The sequence below is a fragment of the Pectobacterium carotovorum genome, from assembly GCF_033898505.1.
In the GTDB taxonomy this organism is placed as follows: Bacteria; Pseudomonadota; Gammaproteobacteria; order Enterobacterales; family Enterobacteriaceae; genus Pectobacterium; species Pectobacterium carotovorum_J.
On record NZ_JAXAFK010000001.1, the window covers coordinates 484,024 to 501,725 of the forward strand.

Annotated in this window: 13 protein-coding genes; 6 read left to right on the forward strand and 7 right to left on the reverse strand. The window is 53.4% G+C overall.

The window, feature by feature from the left end; all coding sequences use genetic code 11:
• Positions 1-38 precede the first annotated feature (38 nt).
• Positions 39-1,841 (forward strand): ABC transporter ATP-binding protein/permease, encoded by a 1,803-nt coding sequence (locus R9X49_RS02020; RefSeq protein WP_319847015.1) that lies wholly within the window; start codon positions 39-41, stop codon positions 1,839-1,841.
• The gene (locus R9X49_RS02025) at positions 1,744-4,080 is read left to right on the forward strand and encodes a DPP IV N-terminal domain-containing protein (RefSeq protein WP_319847016.1); all 2,337 of its coding nucleotides are present in this window, start codon (positions 1,744-1,746) and stop codon (positions 4,078-4,080) included. The genes R9X49_RS02020 and R9X49_RS02025 overlap by 98 nt, the downstream gene beginning before the upstream one ends.
• 93 nt (positions 4,081-4,173) lie before the next feature.
• Here the strand turns inward: R9X49_RS02025 and R9X49_RS02030 are convergent, their stop codons facing one another.
• Entirely contained in the window at positions 4,174-7,122 is a 2,949-nt protein-coding gene (locus tag R9X49_RS02030; protein WP_319847017.1) for an autotransporter domain-containing protein, read from the reverse strand.
• 232 nt (positions 7,123-7,354) lie between these two features.
• Between R9X49_RS02030 and R9X49_RS02035 the strand changes: the two genes are divergently transcribed.
• The 3 genes from R9X49_RS02035 to R9X49_RS02045 all read left to right on the forward strand — a co-directional run bounded on the left by R9X49_RS02035 (position 7,355) and on the right by R9X49_RS02045 (position 10,390).
• Positions 7,355-7,582: a DUF1272 domain-containing protein gene (locus R9X49_RS02035; protein WP_319847018.1), complete on the forward strand. Its 228-nt coding sequence runs from the start codon at positions 7,355-7,357 to the stop codon at positions 7,580-7,582.
• A 160-nt stretch (positions 7,583-7,742) separates the two neighbouring features.
• A complete protein-coding gene (ypfH, locus tag R9X49_RS02040) occupies positions 7,743-8,360 on the forward strand; it encodes an esterase (RefSeq protein ID WP_319847019.1) in 618 nt (205 codons plus the stop codon).
• Positions 8,361-8,719: 359 nt separating this feature from the next.
• Positions 8,720-10,390 carry a methyl-accepting chemotaxis protein gene (locus R9X49_RS02045; RefSeq protein ID WP_319847020.1) on the forward strand — a complete coding sequence of 557 codons (1,671 nt, stop codon included), beginning with the start codon at positions 8,720-8,722 and terminating at the stop codon, positions 10,388-10,390.
• Between the two features lie 209 nt (positions 10,391-10,599).
• Here the strand turns inward: R9X49_RS02045 and R9X49_RS02050 are convergent, their stop codons facing one another.
• The 6 genes from R9X49_RS02050 to R9X49_RS02075 form a co-directional block, all read right to left on the reverse strand.
• Positions 10,600-11,778 (reverse strand): acetyl-CoA C-acetyltransferase, encoded by a 1,179-nt coding sequence (locus R9X49_RS02050; RefSeq protein WP_319847021.1) that lies wholly within the window; start codon positions 11,776-11,778, stop codon positions 10,600-10,602.
• A gap of 11 nt (positions 11,779-11,789) precedes the next feature.
• Positions 11,790-12,437, reverse strand: coding sequence for a 3-oxoacid CoA-transferase subunit B (locus R9X49_RS02055; RefSeq protein WP_319847022.1), 648 nt, complete (start codon positions 12,435-12,437; stop codon positions 11,790-11,792).
• The gene (gene atoD / locus R9X49_RS02060; protein ID WP_319847023.1) at positions 12,437-13,093 is read right to left on the reverse strand and encodes an acetate CoA-transferase subunit alpha; all 657 of its coding nucleotides are present in this window, start codon (positions 13,091-13,093) and stop codon (positions 12,437-12,439) included. Before atoD ends, R9X49_RS02055 begins: the two co-directional genes overlap by 1 nt.
• A 161-nt stretch (positions 13,094-13,254) precedes the next feature.
• Complete coding sequence (locus tag R9X49_RS02065) at positions 13,255-13,554, reverse strand: hypothetical protein (RefSeq protein WP_319847024.1); 300 nt, start codon at positions 13,552-13,554, stop codon at positions 13,255-13,257.
• Positions 13,554-14,894, reverse strand: a complete 1,341-nt coding sequence (locus R9X49_RS02070; protein ID WP_319847025.1) for an acyclic terpene utilization AtuA family protein — start codon at positions 14,892-14,894, stop codon at positions 13,554-13,556. Before R9X49_RS02070 ends, R9X49_RS02065 begins: the two co-directional genes overlap by 1 nt.
• A 61-nt stretch (positions 14,895-14,955) precedes the next feature.
• A complete protein-coding gene (locus R9X49_RS02075) occupies positions 14,956-16,278 on the reverse strand; it encodes a citrate:proton symporter (RefSeq protein WP_319847026.1) in 1,323 nt (440 codons plus the stop codon).
• 483 nt (positions 16,279-16,761) lie between these two features.
• Between R9X49_RS02075 and R9X49_RS02080 the strand changes: the two genes are divergently transcribed.
• Positions 16,762-17,661, forward strand: a complete 900-nt coding sequence (locus R9X49_RS02080; RefSeq protein WP_180778347.1) for a LysR family transcriptional regulator — start codon at positions 16,762-16,764, stop codon at positions 17,659-17,661.
• Positions 17,662-17,702 lie beyond the last annotated feature (41 nt).

Sequence of the window (17,702 nt, forward strand, 5' to 3'; positions counted from 1 at the left end):
AACGGGCATTCACTCGAATCAGCAGGTAGAGACGGCGCATGAACGCAAGAGAGACAAGTACGGCAAGACCGGGCATCAGCCAGATTCTGATACCCTATTGGCTGACGTCGGAGAAATATCTGGCGCTGCTTATTCTGGCGATGATTATTAGCATCAATCTGGGGACGGCTTACATCAGCGTGGAGGCGAACCGCATATCGGGGAAATTCACCGACGCGCTGATTGGGCTAGATTGGGAGCAAATCAAACCGCTGTTTATCTTCAGCTTTGTGCTCGGTTTGAGTGCCATGATGCTGAGATGGGTAAACGTACTTGGTCAAGGCTATCTGGCGCTGCGCTGGCGTACCTGGATGACGCTCCACTATATTCGGCGCTGGACGGGGACATCGGCTTATTACGACATCGAAAGGGAAGGGGCGCTGTCGAATATCGATCAGCGCATCGCCGATGACGTTAATGAGCTGGTCTCTGCCTCGCTGAATTTTTTTCTTAGCCTCATCTCGGTCGTCATCAGCACCGTAACGTACACCGCGCTGCTGTGGTCCGTTTCCGGGGTGCTGCGTTTCTCCTTTATGGGCAGCGACTGGGCGATATCCGGCTATATGGTTTATGCCCTTTATATTGAATATTTTCTGCAAATTTTGCTGTCGCACTGGCTCGGTAAAGCGTTGATAAAGCTGAACATGAACCAGCAGAATGCGGAAGGTGACTTTCGCTTTCTGGGCGCTCAGCTCCGTGAAAATGCTGAGCAGATTGCCTTCTATCAGGGAGGCGCACGCGAAGGTGAACGGCTTACTCAGCGGTTTGCGCGCGTGCGTGATAACGCGTTGTCTGTGCTGCTGCGTGGCTTCAAAGTTTCGTTTGGGCAGAGCCTGTTTAGCCATTTCCTTTCACCATTACCAACGCTGTTGGCGCTGCCGCTTTTGTTAAGCGGTGAAATCACCTTTGGCGACCTGACGCGCATTCAGATGGCTTACGGTTCTCTCGGGGCGACGTTGAGCTATTTCATGCAGGCATATCAGTCCTTCACGCGTTGGCTGGCGCTGACGAAGCGTTTGCAGGATATGGAAGAAGCGCTGAATAAAAGTGAGCAGTCGCCTTCGCCCATTCGAGTAACGGAACACGATGGCCCGGAATTTTCCTGCCAGAATCTGCGGCTGTTAACGCCCGATGGTCGTGCGCTGACGGCGCTAGACGACTGGCAGGTTTTGCCCGGCGAGCGCTGGATGATTAACGGGGCGTCCGGCGTAGGTAAGAGCACGCTGCTGCGCGCTTGTGCCGGACTCTGGCAGCACGGTAGCGGGTCGATTGTGCGGCCACGACTCTGGCGTTCTCTGTTTTTACCCCAAAAAAGCTACCTGCCTACGGGATCGCTAAAAGCCGCGCTGTGCTACCCCGGTAATGCGCGTGATTTTACCGACGCACAGTGCCGACAGGCGCTGATCGACAGCGAATTACCGGATATGACCTCGAAATTAAATGATGAAGATCGCTGGCAACAGCGGCTATCCGGCGGCGAGCAGCAGCGCGTGGCGATCGCGCGTACGTTGCTGCACCGTCCTGACTTTATTTTTCTGGATGAAGCCACGAGCGCACTCGATCCTGAAACAGAACAGCGGGTTTATCAGACGTTGGTAACCCGTTTGCCCGACAGCGCGATTATCAGCGTGGCGCATCGGGAGGCGCTGACCGCATTCCATACTGACCATTTGCACCTGACACCGCTAACTGAAAGTGATACCCATGATGAACGAAAAAACCAAACGGAGGATGACGCGCCGCCGCATCAACACGCTGATAGCACTATTGGCGAGCGCAGCCTTGCCTGGCGCAGCGAGTGAGTCTCCTGACCTGAGCCGCGAGAACTATCGCCTCATCAGGGAGCAAGGACAGCATTATCGCACGCTGGTTCATCACTATCCGGGGCGAGTGGTGTGGCAGTCCGACGGGCAGACATTTTTCTACCGTCGCTCGATAGCGGCGACGGCAGAGAACCCCGGCGGCTATGAATTTATGCGCGTGGAAGCAGCCAGCCAGACGCAGCAACCCGCTTTCGATCACACACGCTTGGCGCAGGCGCTGAACCTGTTATTGACCAAACCGGTAACAGCAATGACGCTGCCATTTGAGCAGATTGATTATAACGAACAGGCAAAACTGTTGTTTATCCCGCAAGGCTCGCGGCTGCTTGGTTGTGATATCAGCAGTTATCAGTGTCGCGTGTTGTCCGATCTCTCTCAAACCGAGGAGCAAAGTCGCACTGCCGCACAATCTCAGAGTCGGCTCTCACCGGATGGACAATGGGAAGCGCTCGTTGAAAACCATAATCTGGTGCTGGTCGGTAAGCAGACTGGTGAACGGCTCGTCATCACTCAGGATGGGACGGCGAAAAACGAGTACGAGATTGAACGGCTGAGCTGGTCGCCGGACAGCACGAGGCTGGTACTGTTTCGCGTTCAGCGGGCAGAGAAACGTTACGTTCACTACATTGAATCCTCACCGGCAGATCAGCGACAGCCGAAGCACCGTCAGATCTTTTACCCTAAACCGGGCGATGCGCTGGATATTCCGCAGCCGGTGCTGGTGGAGGTGGCTTCGCGTCGCATCACCGCTATCGATCCCGCGCTGTTTCCCAACCCTTATTCGCTTTCTTACCCCGTTTGGCGGAAAGACGGGCGGACATTCACGTTTGACTATAACCAGCGCGGTCATCAGGCGTATCGGGTGATTGAAGTGGAGAGCGCGACCGCCACGCCGCGCGTGCTGATCAACGAAACGTCAGACACGTTTATCGATTACATGCCGCTAACGGGTGTGGCGACGGGAAGCGGTAAATATTATCGGCACGATCTGGCTGACAGCAACGAGATCATTTGGGCCTCTGAGCGCAGTGGGTGGCAGCATCTTTATCTGTATGATGCGGTGACGGGAACGGTGAAGAATGCGATTACGCAAGGCGAGTGGGTGGTGCGCGCCGTTAACTGGGTCGATGAAAAGAATCGAGTGATTTACTTCAGTGCGTCGGGCATCAACCAAGGGGAAGATCCTTATTACCTGCACGGCTATAAAATCGGCTTTGACGGTAGCGGACTGACGGCATTAACGCCGGAATCCGCCAACCATACGCTGAGCTTCTCACCCAACGGCGACTACTATGTCGATACTTACTCGCGCTACGACGTACCGCCAGTCACCACGCTCTATCGCACGGCAGATAATCAGGCGCTGATGCGGGTGAATACCACGGATATCAGCCAACTGCGTGCCGCAGGCTGGCGCCCACCGATACCTTTTATGACGCCGGGCAGGGATGGCAAAACGGAGATTTGGGGGCTTCTCTATCCGCCACGCAATCTCAAAGCGGGGGAGAAATACCCGGTCGTTGAAGGGATCTATGCCGGGCCACACGGTTCTTTTGTGCCGAAGGATTTTTCCTTTTGGCCGGAGCCGTTGACCGAACTTGGGTTTGCCGTCGCAAAGATCGACGGTATGGGAACCAATAACCGTTCCCGCGCCTTTCATGATGTCGCGTGGCGCAACCTGAAGGATGGAGGGTTCCCCGATCGGATCCTATGGCATCAGGCAGTAGCGCGACAGTATCCCTGGTATGACATCGCCCGTGGCGTGGGGATTACCGGCGTGTCTGCCGGTGGACAGAACGCGATGGCGGCACTGCTTTTCCATCCGGAATTTTATAACGTCGCGGTGGCCGATTCCGGCAGTCACGATAACCGCATGGATAAAATCTGGTGGAATGAACAGTGGATGGGCTGGCCGGTCGATGAAAAATACGCGGACTCTTCCAACGCGGAAAATGCCTGGCGTTTACAGGGTAAGCTGCTGTTGATGGTGGGGGAGTTGGATGAGAATGTCGATCCGTCCACGACAATGCAGGTTGTCGATAAACTCATCAAAGCCGATAAAGATTTTGACCTGTTCTATTTGCCCGGCGGTGGTCATGGTGTCAGCGGCGGGGCTTACGGTCAGCGGCTGATGTGGGATTTCTTTATTCGCCATCTGGCAGGACGAAAGACGCCAGACTGGAATCGCCCGGTGCAGGAAAAGCCTCCGGCGCGCTAAGCGATCTCGCCGATGTCGTCTTCAGGCGAGTAATACTTCCATCTTTATCATGATGTTAACGCCGACGGAGGGAGCGCCGGCGTCATCGCGTTATCAGAAAGACACGTCGACACCGCCGCGCAGCACTTCTTCGTTACCGCGATCGGCAAAGTGTTTGTCAGCACGCAGGAAGAAACGGGCATCCGCCGCTTTACCTACGTCCAGTCTCACGCCCGCCCACTGCGAGTCTTTGTCCAGTCGAATGCCCGGAATATCGAGGTGCTCTCCTTCGCGGCCCAGCCCGCTCCAGCGGGCAGAGACATCAAGCGACGGGTTAGTGAATGCATGCTGGTACTCACCGCTCACGCCGACGCTGCTCCACCATCCCTGATTCCATTGCAACAGCGCACGCAGGTTAACCCCTGTCAGGCCAACGGTACGGGAATAATCATTGCCTTCTCCCGTCAGGCCAAACGCGCTACCGATATCCGTAAAACCACCGGTGGACAGATAGCTGTATTTGAGTCCTGCATAGGGTTGTACGCTAAGTATATCGTTGAGCGCCCATTCGTAACCCGTTTTGACCAGACTCTGCCAGCTATCGCTCGAGGTACTGCTGGAAACGGCTTCGACATTATTCAGTAAGATCGAACGGCTTAACTTATCGCGACCACGCTGATAGCTCAGGTTGCCCTGAATATACCATTCTGGCGTGAGGTTATAACGCGCGTAGGTCATCACCCCGTGCAGCTTATTCTCACTGCTGCCGCCGCTGCCCTCGTAATCTGCTTTGATCTGGCTGTTGGTATAGGCGATCCCGGCACGTAATCCCGGCGTGTCGAAGTCGGTATCCGTACCGATGGCAGTCAGCGTGATGTCGTAATGGCTGCCCAGATAGCCGGACTGTTTCAGGTCGCCGCGCAGCTTGCCAGTTTCAATCCATAGTCCGTAGTTTTTCCCGTTCCCTAACAGATCCAAGCGGTTGTTCAGGAGTTGGTTCTGATAATCCAGACTGTTAAACAGAATGGCATTGCTGGAGGCGTGTGCCTGACCGGACAGCGAATCCAGTGCGATAGCGGCGGCACTCGCGCTGCCTAACTGCTGGAAGGCGGCGGCTTTAGCCAGTAAACCGGCTTGCTGCTCACTGGTTGAGAACAGCGTTGACCAGCGATCGGCAACCTGTAGCGCCGATTCAACATTCGCCGCTGTCTGCAACTGCGCGGCGCTGCGCAAACCGCTGCTGGTGGCCGCTTCTACGGTATTCAGGCGGCTGAATGCGCCAGTGACATCATTGCTGCCGTAAGTCAGGTTCCCCGTCAGGAATAGCCCCAGATCGGTGGTACGGAATGTTCCCGTGATGCCCTGATTGCTGTGCAGCAGGGTTTCCTGTGTCTGGACGATGTAGGTATTGCTGGGCAGGCCAACGCGCAATGTGCCATCCAGCGCCGCGCTGCCTTCAACGGTGAACGGGTTGGTCAGCGTTACGTTAAGCAGGCCGTTGCTGCCCTGCGTGTAATTGCCTGCGACGGTCAGCCCCCCTTCTGCGGTGGTGGCAACGATACCCGTGTTACTCACATTCCCGCCAATGCGGCCTTTTCCTGCCAGCGTGCCGGAGCCGGATACGCTGGCATTACCCACAATTGAGCCGTCAACGTACAGACTATTGGCGGTGATTTGGGTATCGCCCTTATAGGTATTGTTGCCTGTCAAACGCAGAACCCCGCCTGCATTGCTGGCCCCGTTGACGATCAGGCCGTAATCGCCGCTGATATCGTTAGCGAACGTGTAGTCGCCTGCGGTTAAACGCGCGGTGAAGTTATCGGCGTAAAACATGGCTGGGCCTTTCACTGCTTTATCGATGTTGAGATCGCCCCAGCCAAAGGTGTCGTTATAAGGGCGTCCGTTGGCGGTATCGGCGACCGAGATATACGCTGGGTGGAAAATAACCTGTGTGACGTTGCCTTCACTGTCCCTGACCGTTTCGTAGTAAGCGTTCTCAGCATCGTAGCGAGTATACCCGTCAGTGTGATAGGTCGCGGTGGTCAGCAGCGTTTGTTGCAGGTTGTAGCCTGTCATCCACGGATAAACTGCCTGCACCCGCGAAGCGCCGCCCGCGACGCGCGGCGCTGCAAAAGAGGTACCGTGCGAACGTTCTGAAGTGCTGCTGCCTGCAACGGGATAATCAACATAGCCCGGTGCGCTCATGCAATAGGCGGCGACATTGCCGCACTTATCAAAAAGATAAAGCTCAGCAGGACGCTCATTGCCTTCCTGCCCAACCCATTCGGGGATGTAACCCGTGACGGCCAAAATGCCTTTTTGCAACGAAGTTTCGCCAAAAATCAGTGGGATCTGCGTATTGGGGGATGGCGTTGAGCCGGCATTATTCCCCGTGGCGACAATGCTCAGCGCTTCGGCATCGACAATGCTTTTCAACTCGTTACGCACTAAGAGGTAGCTAAAATTGTTTCTTGCGCTATTCAGTGTCTCGGCGGTCGTCAGTCGTTCGTCTGCGGCATAGGACATATTGATGATTTTCACACCGGAATTGAGCAACCAGTTCACGGCGGAGGTGGTGTTTTGATAGTCAAAGCGGTTATTTAACGACGTCTGCGCAATATAAAGTTGACTGTCCGGTGCGACGCCTCCTGCATAGCTATCTGTCGCCAGACCCGCCAACGCCAGTGCCACCAGCGTGCCGTGGCCGTTAACGCCTTGATTATCGTTAAGCTGTGAACTGCCGACAAAAGAGGAAAAATGCAGATTGCTGTAATTAAATTCCGGGCGAGCTGCTTCCAGACCGGAATCAATAATCCCGACTTTAACGGCGGATGCGGTCGGGGTTTCCGGCGTTGTGGGTGTGGTTGGCGTCGTCGGCGTAGTGGGGGAGGGCGATGTTGGCACGATGCTGGTAGTTTCACCGCCGCCACCTCCACCACTGCCGCAGCCTGCCAGCATCAGCAACGCGAGACTGATATTGGCGGCGATAATGGATTGGCGAAATGTTTTTCTTTTTGGCGCATCATTCTCTTTGAATGAAAATAGCTGAACTGCCGTCGTCATTGTCGTGTCCCTGTATGTATTGCGAATAGAGAACCGCCTCCCAAAAAAACAGGGATTCGGAAAGTCAGACTGTTGTTAATGAGGGGGTGCTATTCTGGTGAATAAACCTCATTTGCATGAAGGTCGGTTTCTGGTAGAAAAGAATCTCAGTCTCCTTCACTACTCTTTGTGCAATAACCACAGAAAAGTGACAGCGAGGGACCGATTATTTTTGTTGAATCAGGATAAGCCGATGCTGGAATTACGCCCTAATTGTGAGCACTGTGACTGTGATTTGCCGCCAGATACCGAAACGTATATCTGCTCTTATGAATGCACGTTCTGTCCTGACTGTGCGGATGCCGTATTTCATCACGCCTGCCCGAACTGCGGCGGTGAGTTAGTCAAACGGCCGGTGCGTCCGGCACGCTGTCTGGTTAACGATCCGGCCTCAACGATCCGTATCGTTAAACCGCACTGACAGGGCGGGATATCCCCTCTGTCGTTGCAAAAAATGGAACATCTCGTTCAGTAATTCCCGATTTCTCCTGTCAGTGCACGGCGTATAGTGAGCATTAACCGTACTTTATGACGAATGTCGGCAGATGATGGCGTTCGGCACAGGCTCTCAGGAGAGAAACGTGAATCAAGATTATGTTGTTGTTCAGCAGCCTTCGGAGGCGAATCAATTAATCCTGCTGTTTCATGGGGTGGGTGATACCGCCGCGGGTATGGCACAGATTGGGCGTTATTTTGCCGCTGCACTGCCGCAGGCGAGAGTGGTCAGTATTGCCGGGCCGTTCAACACTGGCTATGGCGACGGGCGCCAGTGGTTCTCTGTGCAGGGCGTTACGGAAGAGAATCGGCTAGCCCGCATTGAGGCAAACCTGCCGCGTTTTGTTGATACTGTGCGCCACTGGCAGGAAGAAAGCGGCATTAGCGTGGCACGCACCGTGCTGGTGGGCTTCTCTCAGGGCAGCATTATGTCGCTCGAAGCGTTGAAGTCAGAATCCGCGCTGGCCGGGCACATTATCGCGTTCAGCGGCCGCTTTGCGGTATTGCCAGAAAAAGCCTTTGCTGATGTTACGGTGCACCTGATTCACGGTGAAGCGGATGGCGTGATTGTGGTTGGGCACGCTCATGCTGCCGCTCAGCGTTTTCAGGAACTGGGGACCGCGTTTACGTTGGATATCGTGCCCGCTGTCGGACACGGGATTGATGAACGGATGCTGAAACAGGCGTTGTCTTACCTCAAATAAAAATCTATCCCGCCATACTTCAGGCTACATATGCGTTGGTTTCCTTTAAATACCCGGTTCTTTATGCGCTGGCTTTAAAGAACCAGCGCTTTACGTCGTTCAACCGATGAATGTTTTACCACGCCACTCGAGTTATTTAGCGTTATTCCATAAGTTTGTCTTATTGCGAATTTTTCACTGTTATATTCAAAGTAGAGTATATTTTTTAGAAATGAGATTTTATCCATATTAAAAATAAAATAATCCATATTTGAATGTTAAATAATATAGGCAATGTTTTTATTTGTGTTGAGTGTTCAATATTTAGCTTCTTTTTTCGGATATAACTATTCCATCCTTATGGAAAAAGAGGGTGTGCCATGTTTAAGCGTATTAAAGTCATTACCATCCTTGTCATTTTATTGTTTGTCTTAGGCATATCTCAGTTCTTAACGGGGGCGTTATCCGTTCGGGCACTGATGAACGATAGAGACAGTTTTTTGGTTTCCCAACGCTCGAATCAGAATGTGGCCGCCTTTACTGATGCCTGGATCATGATGAATCAGACGCGCATCGCTATCGGTTCGATTATACAAAACATGATGATGGGGAATGCGGATAAAGAGGCCATGCAGGCGCTCTTACAGCAAGCCAAATCGCAATTGACCGCTTCAGAAAGTAGTTATAAACATTATTTATCTCTCCCTAATACGCCGGGATTGGATGAGGCGTTATCTAAAAAACTTGAAGAGAGCTATACCGCTTACGACAAGCTACTGAATGATATTGTCGATTCGCTTTCCGGTGGGTTGGCGGGGGCGGCGATGAAACTGAGTAGCGGTGCCACGCCGTATAACGTAGCCATGCAGGACGCCTACATTACGTGGCGTGCGGCGCAAAACCAGTTGTCGGATGACGGCTTGCAGGAAAACCACACGGCGTTTGAAACGATGCTGTGGCTTCTGGGCGCACTCTCCGTGGTCGTCGTGTTGGTGATTATCCTCAGTTGGATCGGGTTGCAGCGTATTCTTTTACACCCGCTGCGCACGCTCATGCGGCACATTAGCGCCATCGCCGAAGGTAATCTGACGCATCCTATTGATATCGCCGGCCGTAATGAAATGAGCCAGCTTGCGGCGGGGCTGCACCATATGCAGCAGTCATTAATCCGCACCGTGAGTCTGGTGCGCGACAGTTCCCATTCCATCCACTCCGGGGCCAGTGAAATTTCGGTGGGCAGCAACGATCTGTCGTCGCGCACAGAGCAACAAGCCGCCTCGCTACAGGAAACGGCCGCCAGCATGGAACAACTCACCTCAACGGTGAAACAGAATTCTGACAATGCGCGTCAGGCTACGCTGCTGGCAAAAAATGCGTCAGATACGGCCAATAAAGGCGGTACTGTCGTCGATAATGTCGTGAAGACGATGAATGAGATAGCCGATAGCTCGCAAAAAATCGCCCACATTACCAGCGTGATTGACGGCATCGCCTTCCAAACCAATATTCTGGCGCTGAATGCGGCGGTAGAAGCGGCGCGTGCTGGTGAACAGGGACGAGGCTTTGCCGTGGTGGCAGGAGAAGTACGAACGCTGGCGCAGCGCAGTGCTCAGGCCGCCAAAGAGATCAAAACGCTGATTGATGATTCTGTGAGCCGTGCCAATACCGGGTCTTTGCAGGTGAAAGATGCGGGCGATACGATGCAAGAGATCGTCAGCGCCGTGAGCCGGGTAACGGATATTATGGGGGAGATCGCATCGGCCTCGGATGAGCAAAGCCGGGGGATTGAGCAGGTCGGGCAGGCGGTTAATGAAATGGATCGCGTCACGCAGCAAAACGCCTCGTTGGTAGAAGAATCCGCTTCTGCCGCAGCGGCATTGGAAGAGCAGGCGCGATATTTACAGAACGCAGTGGCGGTATTCAAAATTAGTCAGGCGGCTGCGCAGGAACATCGTGCAGAGAATGCGCCTTCTCCTGCGGCATTACCGGCATCGCTGTTGCCCAAACCCGCCCATGCCAGCTCATCGAATGCGAACTGGGAAACGTTTTAGCCGAGGAATCGTGCTGCTGGCTAAAAGAAAGTGGGCTGTTGATAAAACTATTTACTGAACGAAAACGGCAGTAACGGAATAGAAGAGTAAAGCGTTTGCGCCAAGGATGGCGCAATCCGAGCTTGCATGGATGTACTTGCAGCGTCTTTACGATCTATCCGTTACTACCGCTCTACTGCCTTTGTTGTTTTGACTGTCAACAACCCGCTTTAAACGCGCTCGACGATCATCGCGATACCTTGTCCGCCGCCGATGCACAACGTCGCCAGCCCCAGCGTTTTGTTGTAGCTGTGCAGCGCGTGTACCAGCGTGACGAGAATACGTGCACCGCTCGCGCCGATAGGGTGACCCAGCGCAATCGCGCCGCCGTTGACGTTCACTTTTTCAGGGTCGAGCTGGAGATCGCGCTGTACGGCCAGAAACTGTGCGGCAAAGGCTTCATTGGCTTCAATCAGATCGATATCACCGATCGTCAACCCCGCTTTGAGAAGCGCTTTCTGCGTCGCGGGAATTGGCCCCAGCCCCATGACCTCGCTCGGTACGCCGGCAGACGCCCAACTTCGGATACGCGCCAGCGGGGTAATGCCCTGTTTCTTCGCTTCGGATTCACGCATTAACACCAGCGTTGCGGCAGCATCGTTAATGCCGGACGCATTGCCTGCGGTGACGGTGCCATTCGCGGAAAATGCCGGACGTAGCGCCGCCAGTGATGCCAGCGTGGTATCTGCACGAGGGTACTCGTCCCGATCGAAAATCCGCGTCTCTTTCTTGCTGCGCAGTGACAGCGGGGTAATTTCTGCTTTGAAGCGACCCGCTTCAATTGCGGCGACGGCTTTCTGCTGGGACGCCAGCGCTACCTGATCCTGTTCTTCGCGCGTAAGCTGGTAACGCTCGGCGATATTTTCTGCCGTGGTGCCCATGTGGTAATCATTAAACGCGCACCACAGGCCGTCGTTAATCATGATGTCAACGAGCTTGCCATTCCCCATGCGGTAACCGTGGCGCGCTTTGTCCAGCAGATAAGGTGCTGCACTCATGTTTTCCATCCCGCCCGTTACGCAGACCTGATTGTCGCCGGACAGAATAGACTGTGCGCCGAGCACGACGGCTTTCAGACCAGAACCGCAGACTTTGCTGATGGTCAGCGACGGTGTTTCAAAGGAAAGCCCAGCCGCCTGGCTGGCCTGATGCGCAGGGTTTTGCCCCAGACCGGCTTGCAGCACGTTGCCGAGAATCACCTCATCAACCGCCAGCGTGTCTGGCAGCGTCGACAGGCAGTCACGGATGGTGGCAGAGGCCATATCGATAGCGGACGTATTGGCCAGGCTACCGGCGAATTTGCCAATCGCGGTGCGTTTGGCACTAACAATAACAACGGAGTCGTTCATGATCGCCTCGATTAATGAATGCTGAACGGTTTTAAATCGGCGGACACGGTAAAGTTCGCCTCGGTTTTCTGGCGTAGTTCGTCCACGGTGATGTCGGGGCTGATCTCAGTCAGCACCATTTGTTTGTTGATGAATTGGAAGACGGCTAACTCGGTGACGACCATGCTGACTTTATTGGCGGCCGTCAGCGGATAGGTACACTGGTGTAACAGCTTGGCATCGCCATTTTTGGCGCAGTGCTCAAGGGCGATAATGACTTTTTTCGCGCCGACAACCAGATCCATCGCGCCGCCCATGCCGGGCACCATTTTCCCAGGCACCATCCAGTTGGCGAGGCTGCCGTGTTCATCCACCTGCAAGCCGCCCAGCACGCAAACATCGACGTGGCCGCCGCGAATCAGCGCAAAGGAAAAAGCGCTGTCGAACATGGCCGCGCCTGGCACCATGCCGCATGCCTGGCCACCAGCGTTAACCAGATTGCTATCCGGTTCGGTTATGGCCCCTAACCCTAAAAAGCCGTTTTCCGACTGGAAGGTGACTTCAATGCCGTGCGGCACGTAATTCGCCACTTTGGTGGGTAAACCAATGCCCAAATTCACCACGTCGCCGTTTTTCAGCTCCAGCGCGACGCGGCGGGCGATTAATTCTTTCGCATCCATTATTTTTCTCCCAAATAAAGGTGATCGACCAGCGCCGCTGGGGTGACAATACATTCCGGGGCTAATTGACCAACCGGAATAACCTGCTCGCATTGCGCCACGACTTTCTTCGCGGCAAGCGCAATGAGCGGGTTAAAATTACGGGCGGTGAGGTGATAAATAAGGTTTCCGCTGGTGTCGGCAATACTGGCCTGTAATATGGCGAGATCTGCCGTAATCGGCAGCTCCAATAAATAGGTAATATCGTTAATGGTTATTTTTTGTTTATTCTCTTCGACGATGGTGCCGACGCCGGTTGGCGTCAAAAAGCCGCCTAAACCTGCACCACCGCTGCGAATGCGCTCTGCCAGCGTCCCTTGCGGCACCAGCTCTACGTCCAGTTCACCGGCGAGCATACGGCGTCCGGTTTCCGGGTTCGTACCAATGTGTGAGGTAATCAATTTTTTTACCTGACCGCTGGCAATTAACGGCCCAACGCCGGTGTCGATAAACCCGGTATCATTTCCGATCAGGGTTAAATCAGAGACGCCGGATTTAATGATTTCATCTACCAATAATTTCGGTGTTCCGACGCCCATAAAACCACCGAACATAATTGTCATTCCGTTAAATAAATAAGAACGGAAATGGCTGGCATCAATGACTTTATTATTCATTGCGTATTTACTCTTAAATGATGACTCTGACAGTGATGACGCTGAAAATGGCCGCACGAATCCTCACAGGTAAATAAATACCTGTTAATCGTGGCGGCGAATGTGAGTTATTTAGCGGGAACAGGGGGATTAAATTATCCCACCCGTTCCCTATTGTCGGATTAAATATCGATATCCAGTATGGCCGAGCTTAATCCTTTGCCGTGCATGTCCAGCGCCAGCGAACGCGTGACGCCGCCGCCCAGTGCACCGTACATGACGAAGTTCAGTGCGCCGATGGCGGGTAGCTCATAGCGAACGACATCACCCGTCACGATATCGGCAAACCAGGCCTTCACTTTCTCGGCAGTGATCGTCTCTTTCAACACGTCATAGTCTTCTGCCCGGTAAGCAATCAGCGAAATATTGGAGGTATTTCCTTTGTCGCCGGTACGGGAGTGGGCAATTTCACGCAGTTTCATTATTTAATCTCCAGATAATCAACGGCTGGTGTGACGCAGGCGCGAGACAGCAGGGTAGAGTCCATCGCCAGTATTTCTTTCACCGCTTTGTTGACGCCACCGCCGCCTGCCGGGCCGTTGGTATAGAGCGTCTCAACTTCGTTACCCACTTTCACCGCCTGCGCTCTGGAGGTGCAGCGTGCCGCGACGCGAGCGCGGACTTCATACGGTTCGCTGCTTTGCGACCGCTGCGCACCGTGCAGGGCATCAACGCCGATCAGGTCATAGCGCACTTCCTGAAAATCGATCTGGCACAGCGCAAAGCGCCCTTTGACGATATCCAGCGCTAAACGGCCGCGCGCGACGGCACCGGGGCCGGCGTAAGAAATTTCGCCTTCGCCGATGAACCCGTCCTGATAGCCGACGGAGACTTTCAGCGTGTCGGTTTTCGCCCGTCCGGTGGCACCCTGTACGCGTACGCGGTTTTCACCGTCTTGGGTAAACGTGACGTGGCTGAAATCGGCAATCACGTCTGGAGTGATATAGCTATCCGGGCGGTGGATTTCGTACAGCAGCTGTTCTTTGCAGGTATCCACGCAGACGCGGCCGCCGGAACCTTCAACTTTGGTAATCACGGCGCTGCCATCTTCGCTAATTTCCGCGATTGGGAAACCCAAGCGATCAAGATGAGGGATGTCTTTAACACCAGGATCGGCGTAGTAGCCGCCAGTGATTTGACCTGCACATTCCAACAGGTGACCGAGGCAGGTCCCTTTGCCCAGACGATCCCAGTCATCGGCTGCCCAGTTGAATTCATACATCATGGCGGACAGGAACAGCGACGGGTCGGAAACACGACCAGCAATAATGACATCCGCACCCTGACGCAGCGCTTCTACCAGCGCATCGGCTCCCAGATAGGCATTGGCGGAAAGAATGTCTTTGCCGCAGCGTGAAACAGGCTGACCCATCTCATCCAGCTTGGAATCCTGTGCAATCAGTACCGAGTGCACATCATCACCGGTAACAACGGCGATTTTCAGCTTCTCTGCACCCAGTTCTTTGGCGATTTCCAATACGCGCTGACCAGCGGCAACGGGATTTGCCGAGCCCATATTGGTGATGATTTTGATGCCTTTTTCCAGACAGAGCGGCAGCACAGCGTGCATACGGTCGGCCAATAGTTCGTTGTAGCCTTTTTCCGGGTTCTGCTGCTTCTGTTTTTGGCCGATGGCGATAGTGCGTTCTGCCAGACATTCAAATACCAGATACTGAATGTCGCCTTTTTGAGCCAGTTCTACGGCCGGTTCGATGCGATCGCCAGCATAGCCAGCGCCGGAACCAATACGAATTGTCTTCATAAACTTACCTTTATCAATGAAATGTGTCTGTTGGCGTGATCAATGGGAAACGGTGCATTCCCTACAGGGGAAAGACCCCGAAGATGACGCAGGCGAACGTCATGATGACGCTGGCGGCCCAGAGCACAGGGATAGAGAACTTTTGGTGGTCGGCGAGATCGACACCCGCCAGACTGACCAGGAGGAAGGTGGCCGGCGTCAGCGGGCTAACCGGGAAGCCTGTGGTCATCTGTCCTAATACGGAAGCCTGTGCGACCTGAATCGGCGGTACGCCCAGCATGTCCACGGTGTGGGCAATGACTGGCATGATGCCGAAGTAATACGAATCAGGGTCAAACACCAGACTCAGCGGCATGGAGATCAGGCCGACGATAAACGGAATGTGGGAGGCAAAAGATTCCGGTACAAAGCTGACTGCCGAGAGCGACATGGCTTTCAGCATACCGGTGCCGCTCATGATGCCGGTGAACGCGCCCGCAGCAAACAAGATGCTGGCCATCATCAGCGCGGCTTTGGCATGGGCATTAATACGCTCTTTCTGCATTTCAACGTTGGGGTAGTTGAACATCAGCGCCAGCGTCAGCGCGATCATGAAGGCGACCGTAGGGGAAATTTTGGTAAACACCATAGTGCCGATAACGGCAAGCACCAGCGCGATGTTGACCCAGAACATCTTCGGACGACGCAGCGCTTTTTCGGCATCGGTCAGCTCTTTCACATGCTCTTCAGCTGTGATGGACTGCGTGCCGCTCGCCAGTGGATTACCCGATGCCAATCCCAGACGCTTCTCTTCTTTCTTACCCCAGTAATAGCCAATGAGCACCATGAAGGTCAGGCCGCAAAGCTGCGCTGGGATAAGCGGAATAAACAGGTCGTGCGTCGTGGTGTTTAACGCGGCTGCGGCGCGGATCATCGGCCCAGTCCACGGCAGGAAGTTAACACCGGCGCTGAGCGCGGTAATGCCGACCAGAATGCGTTTATCCATGCCGAGCTTATTAAACAGCGGCAGCATGGCGGGAATCGTGATCAGGAAAGTGACGGCACCGTTACCGTCCAGGTGCGCAATCAGTGCCAATACACCCGTTCCGATAATGATTTTTACCGGATTGGTACCGACCATGCGTAAGATCCCCTTGATGATAGGATCAAACATGCCGGCATCGGTGACGACACCGAAGAAGGCAATGGCAAAAACAAACATCGCCGCCATCGGGGCCAGTTTGGTGATGCCGTCCACCACGTATTTCGCGGTATCGGTGCCGCTGCCTGCCGCGAGCGCGCCCAGAACGGGAATAACGATAAGCGCCACCAGAGGCGACATTCGTTTGGTCATGATGAAAAAGAGCAGGGTGGCTATGGTTAGCACCCCGATGAGAGCTAGCATAAAAGTTCCTCTTTAATAATATATTTGTATGTTGCCTATTTGTTTTATTTACAATAAATTAAACAACTCAATAACAATCCTTGTCATAATTAACAAAACAAATGAGTGCTTACCCCAGAGTCATTTGATTTTTTGTCTGCACTATTTTTATCACCCTCAACCCGCTTTATACTAACTCGTAATCGCAATGGTTTTATTCGTAAATCTGATGGGTTTATTTTATTTGTTAATGGTATTAACTATTCCGGTTTTCTTATTAATGTCTAATTGATTGATTTGGTTTGTTTAACTGGGTCTTTTTACGTAATTGTTTTTTATGATTTGTGATATTTATCCAGAATGTCCATTTTTATGAATAGTGGGCAGCGTTTGAATGGAATTAAATAAATGCGGGAAGGATCATAAAAATGGCAGTTACTGTTTTTTTCTATTGAATTTGTTCCTTTCTTACCGGAGACTTCATTTTATTTATATAAAAACACTATGAACTTATCGATAAAACAATTACGAGCTTTTATCGCGCTGACGGAAACCGATAATTTCACGCGCGCTGCTCAGAAAATAAATCTCTCTCAGCCTGCATTTAGTTCATTAATTGCCGGGTTGGAGGAAGAGGTCGGCTATCGGCTATTTGACCGTGACACACGTAAAGTGCAACTCAATGCTGATGGCCTCCATTTCATTGATATTGCCCGTCGACTGGTGCAAACCCATGACGATGCCGTCGGTGAAATCAAGTCGTATGCCACGGGATACAAAGGGAAGATTGTGCTGGCGGTATTGCCGTCAATGGCGGTGGAATGGTTACCTCAGGTGCTGGCGCAATATCACCGCGCTTACCCCAAGATTAAGGTTGAACTGCTGGATACGCAGTGGGATCGCTGCCTAAAGGCAGTGCTGGATGGGCGCGCCGATCTGGCGTTGACGGCAGGGCAGCCGTCGCCGGGAACCTTCAGCTCTCGCATGCTGTTTGCCGATAGCTTTTATCTGATCTGCCAAAATTCGCACCCGCTGGCGCAGCGCGATAGTGTCGATGTGGCCGATGTCGCGCAATACCCGTTTGTCGGGTTCTGCAAAGGCACCAGTATCCGACAGTACACCGATCAGCTTATCGAACCGGAAGGCTTTAACTACGTGCTGGAAGTGCGTCAGTTGACCACCATGATGGGGCTGGTGGCGGCAAATTATGGTGTGAGTATTGTGACGGGGCTGACGCTGTTCCAGTTTCAGCACAAAGACATTGCGATTATCCCATTCCGGGATTTATCGCTACAGCGTGGTATCTATCTGGTGACGGATAGAGAGCGCCAGCTTTCGGTGTGTGCGAAAGAGTTTTATGATTTTCTTCTGGAGCGGGCGGAAAGTTTTGTGCCCGCCGCGTGAGAATCCAAACCGCCCGCAGCGCGAGGATTAACTCGCGTGCA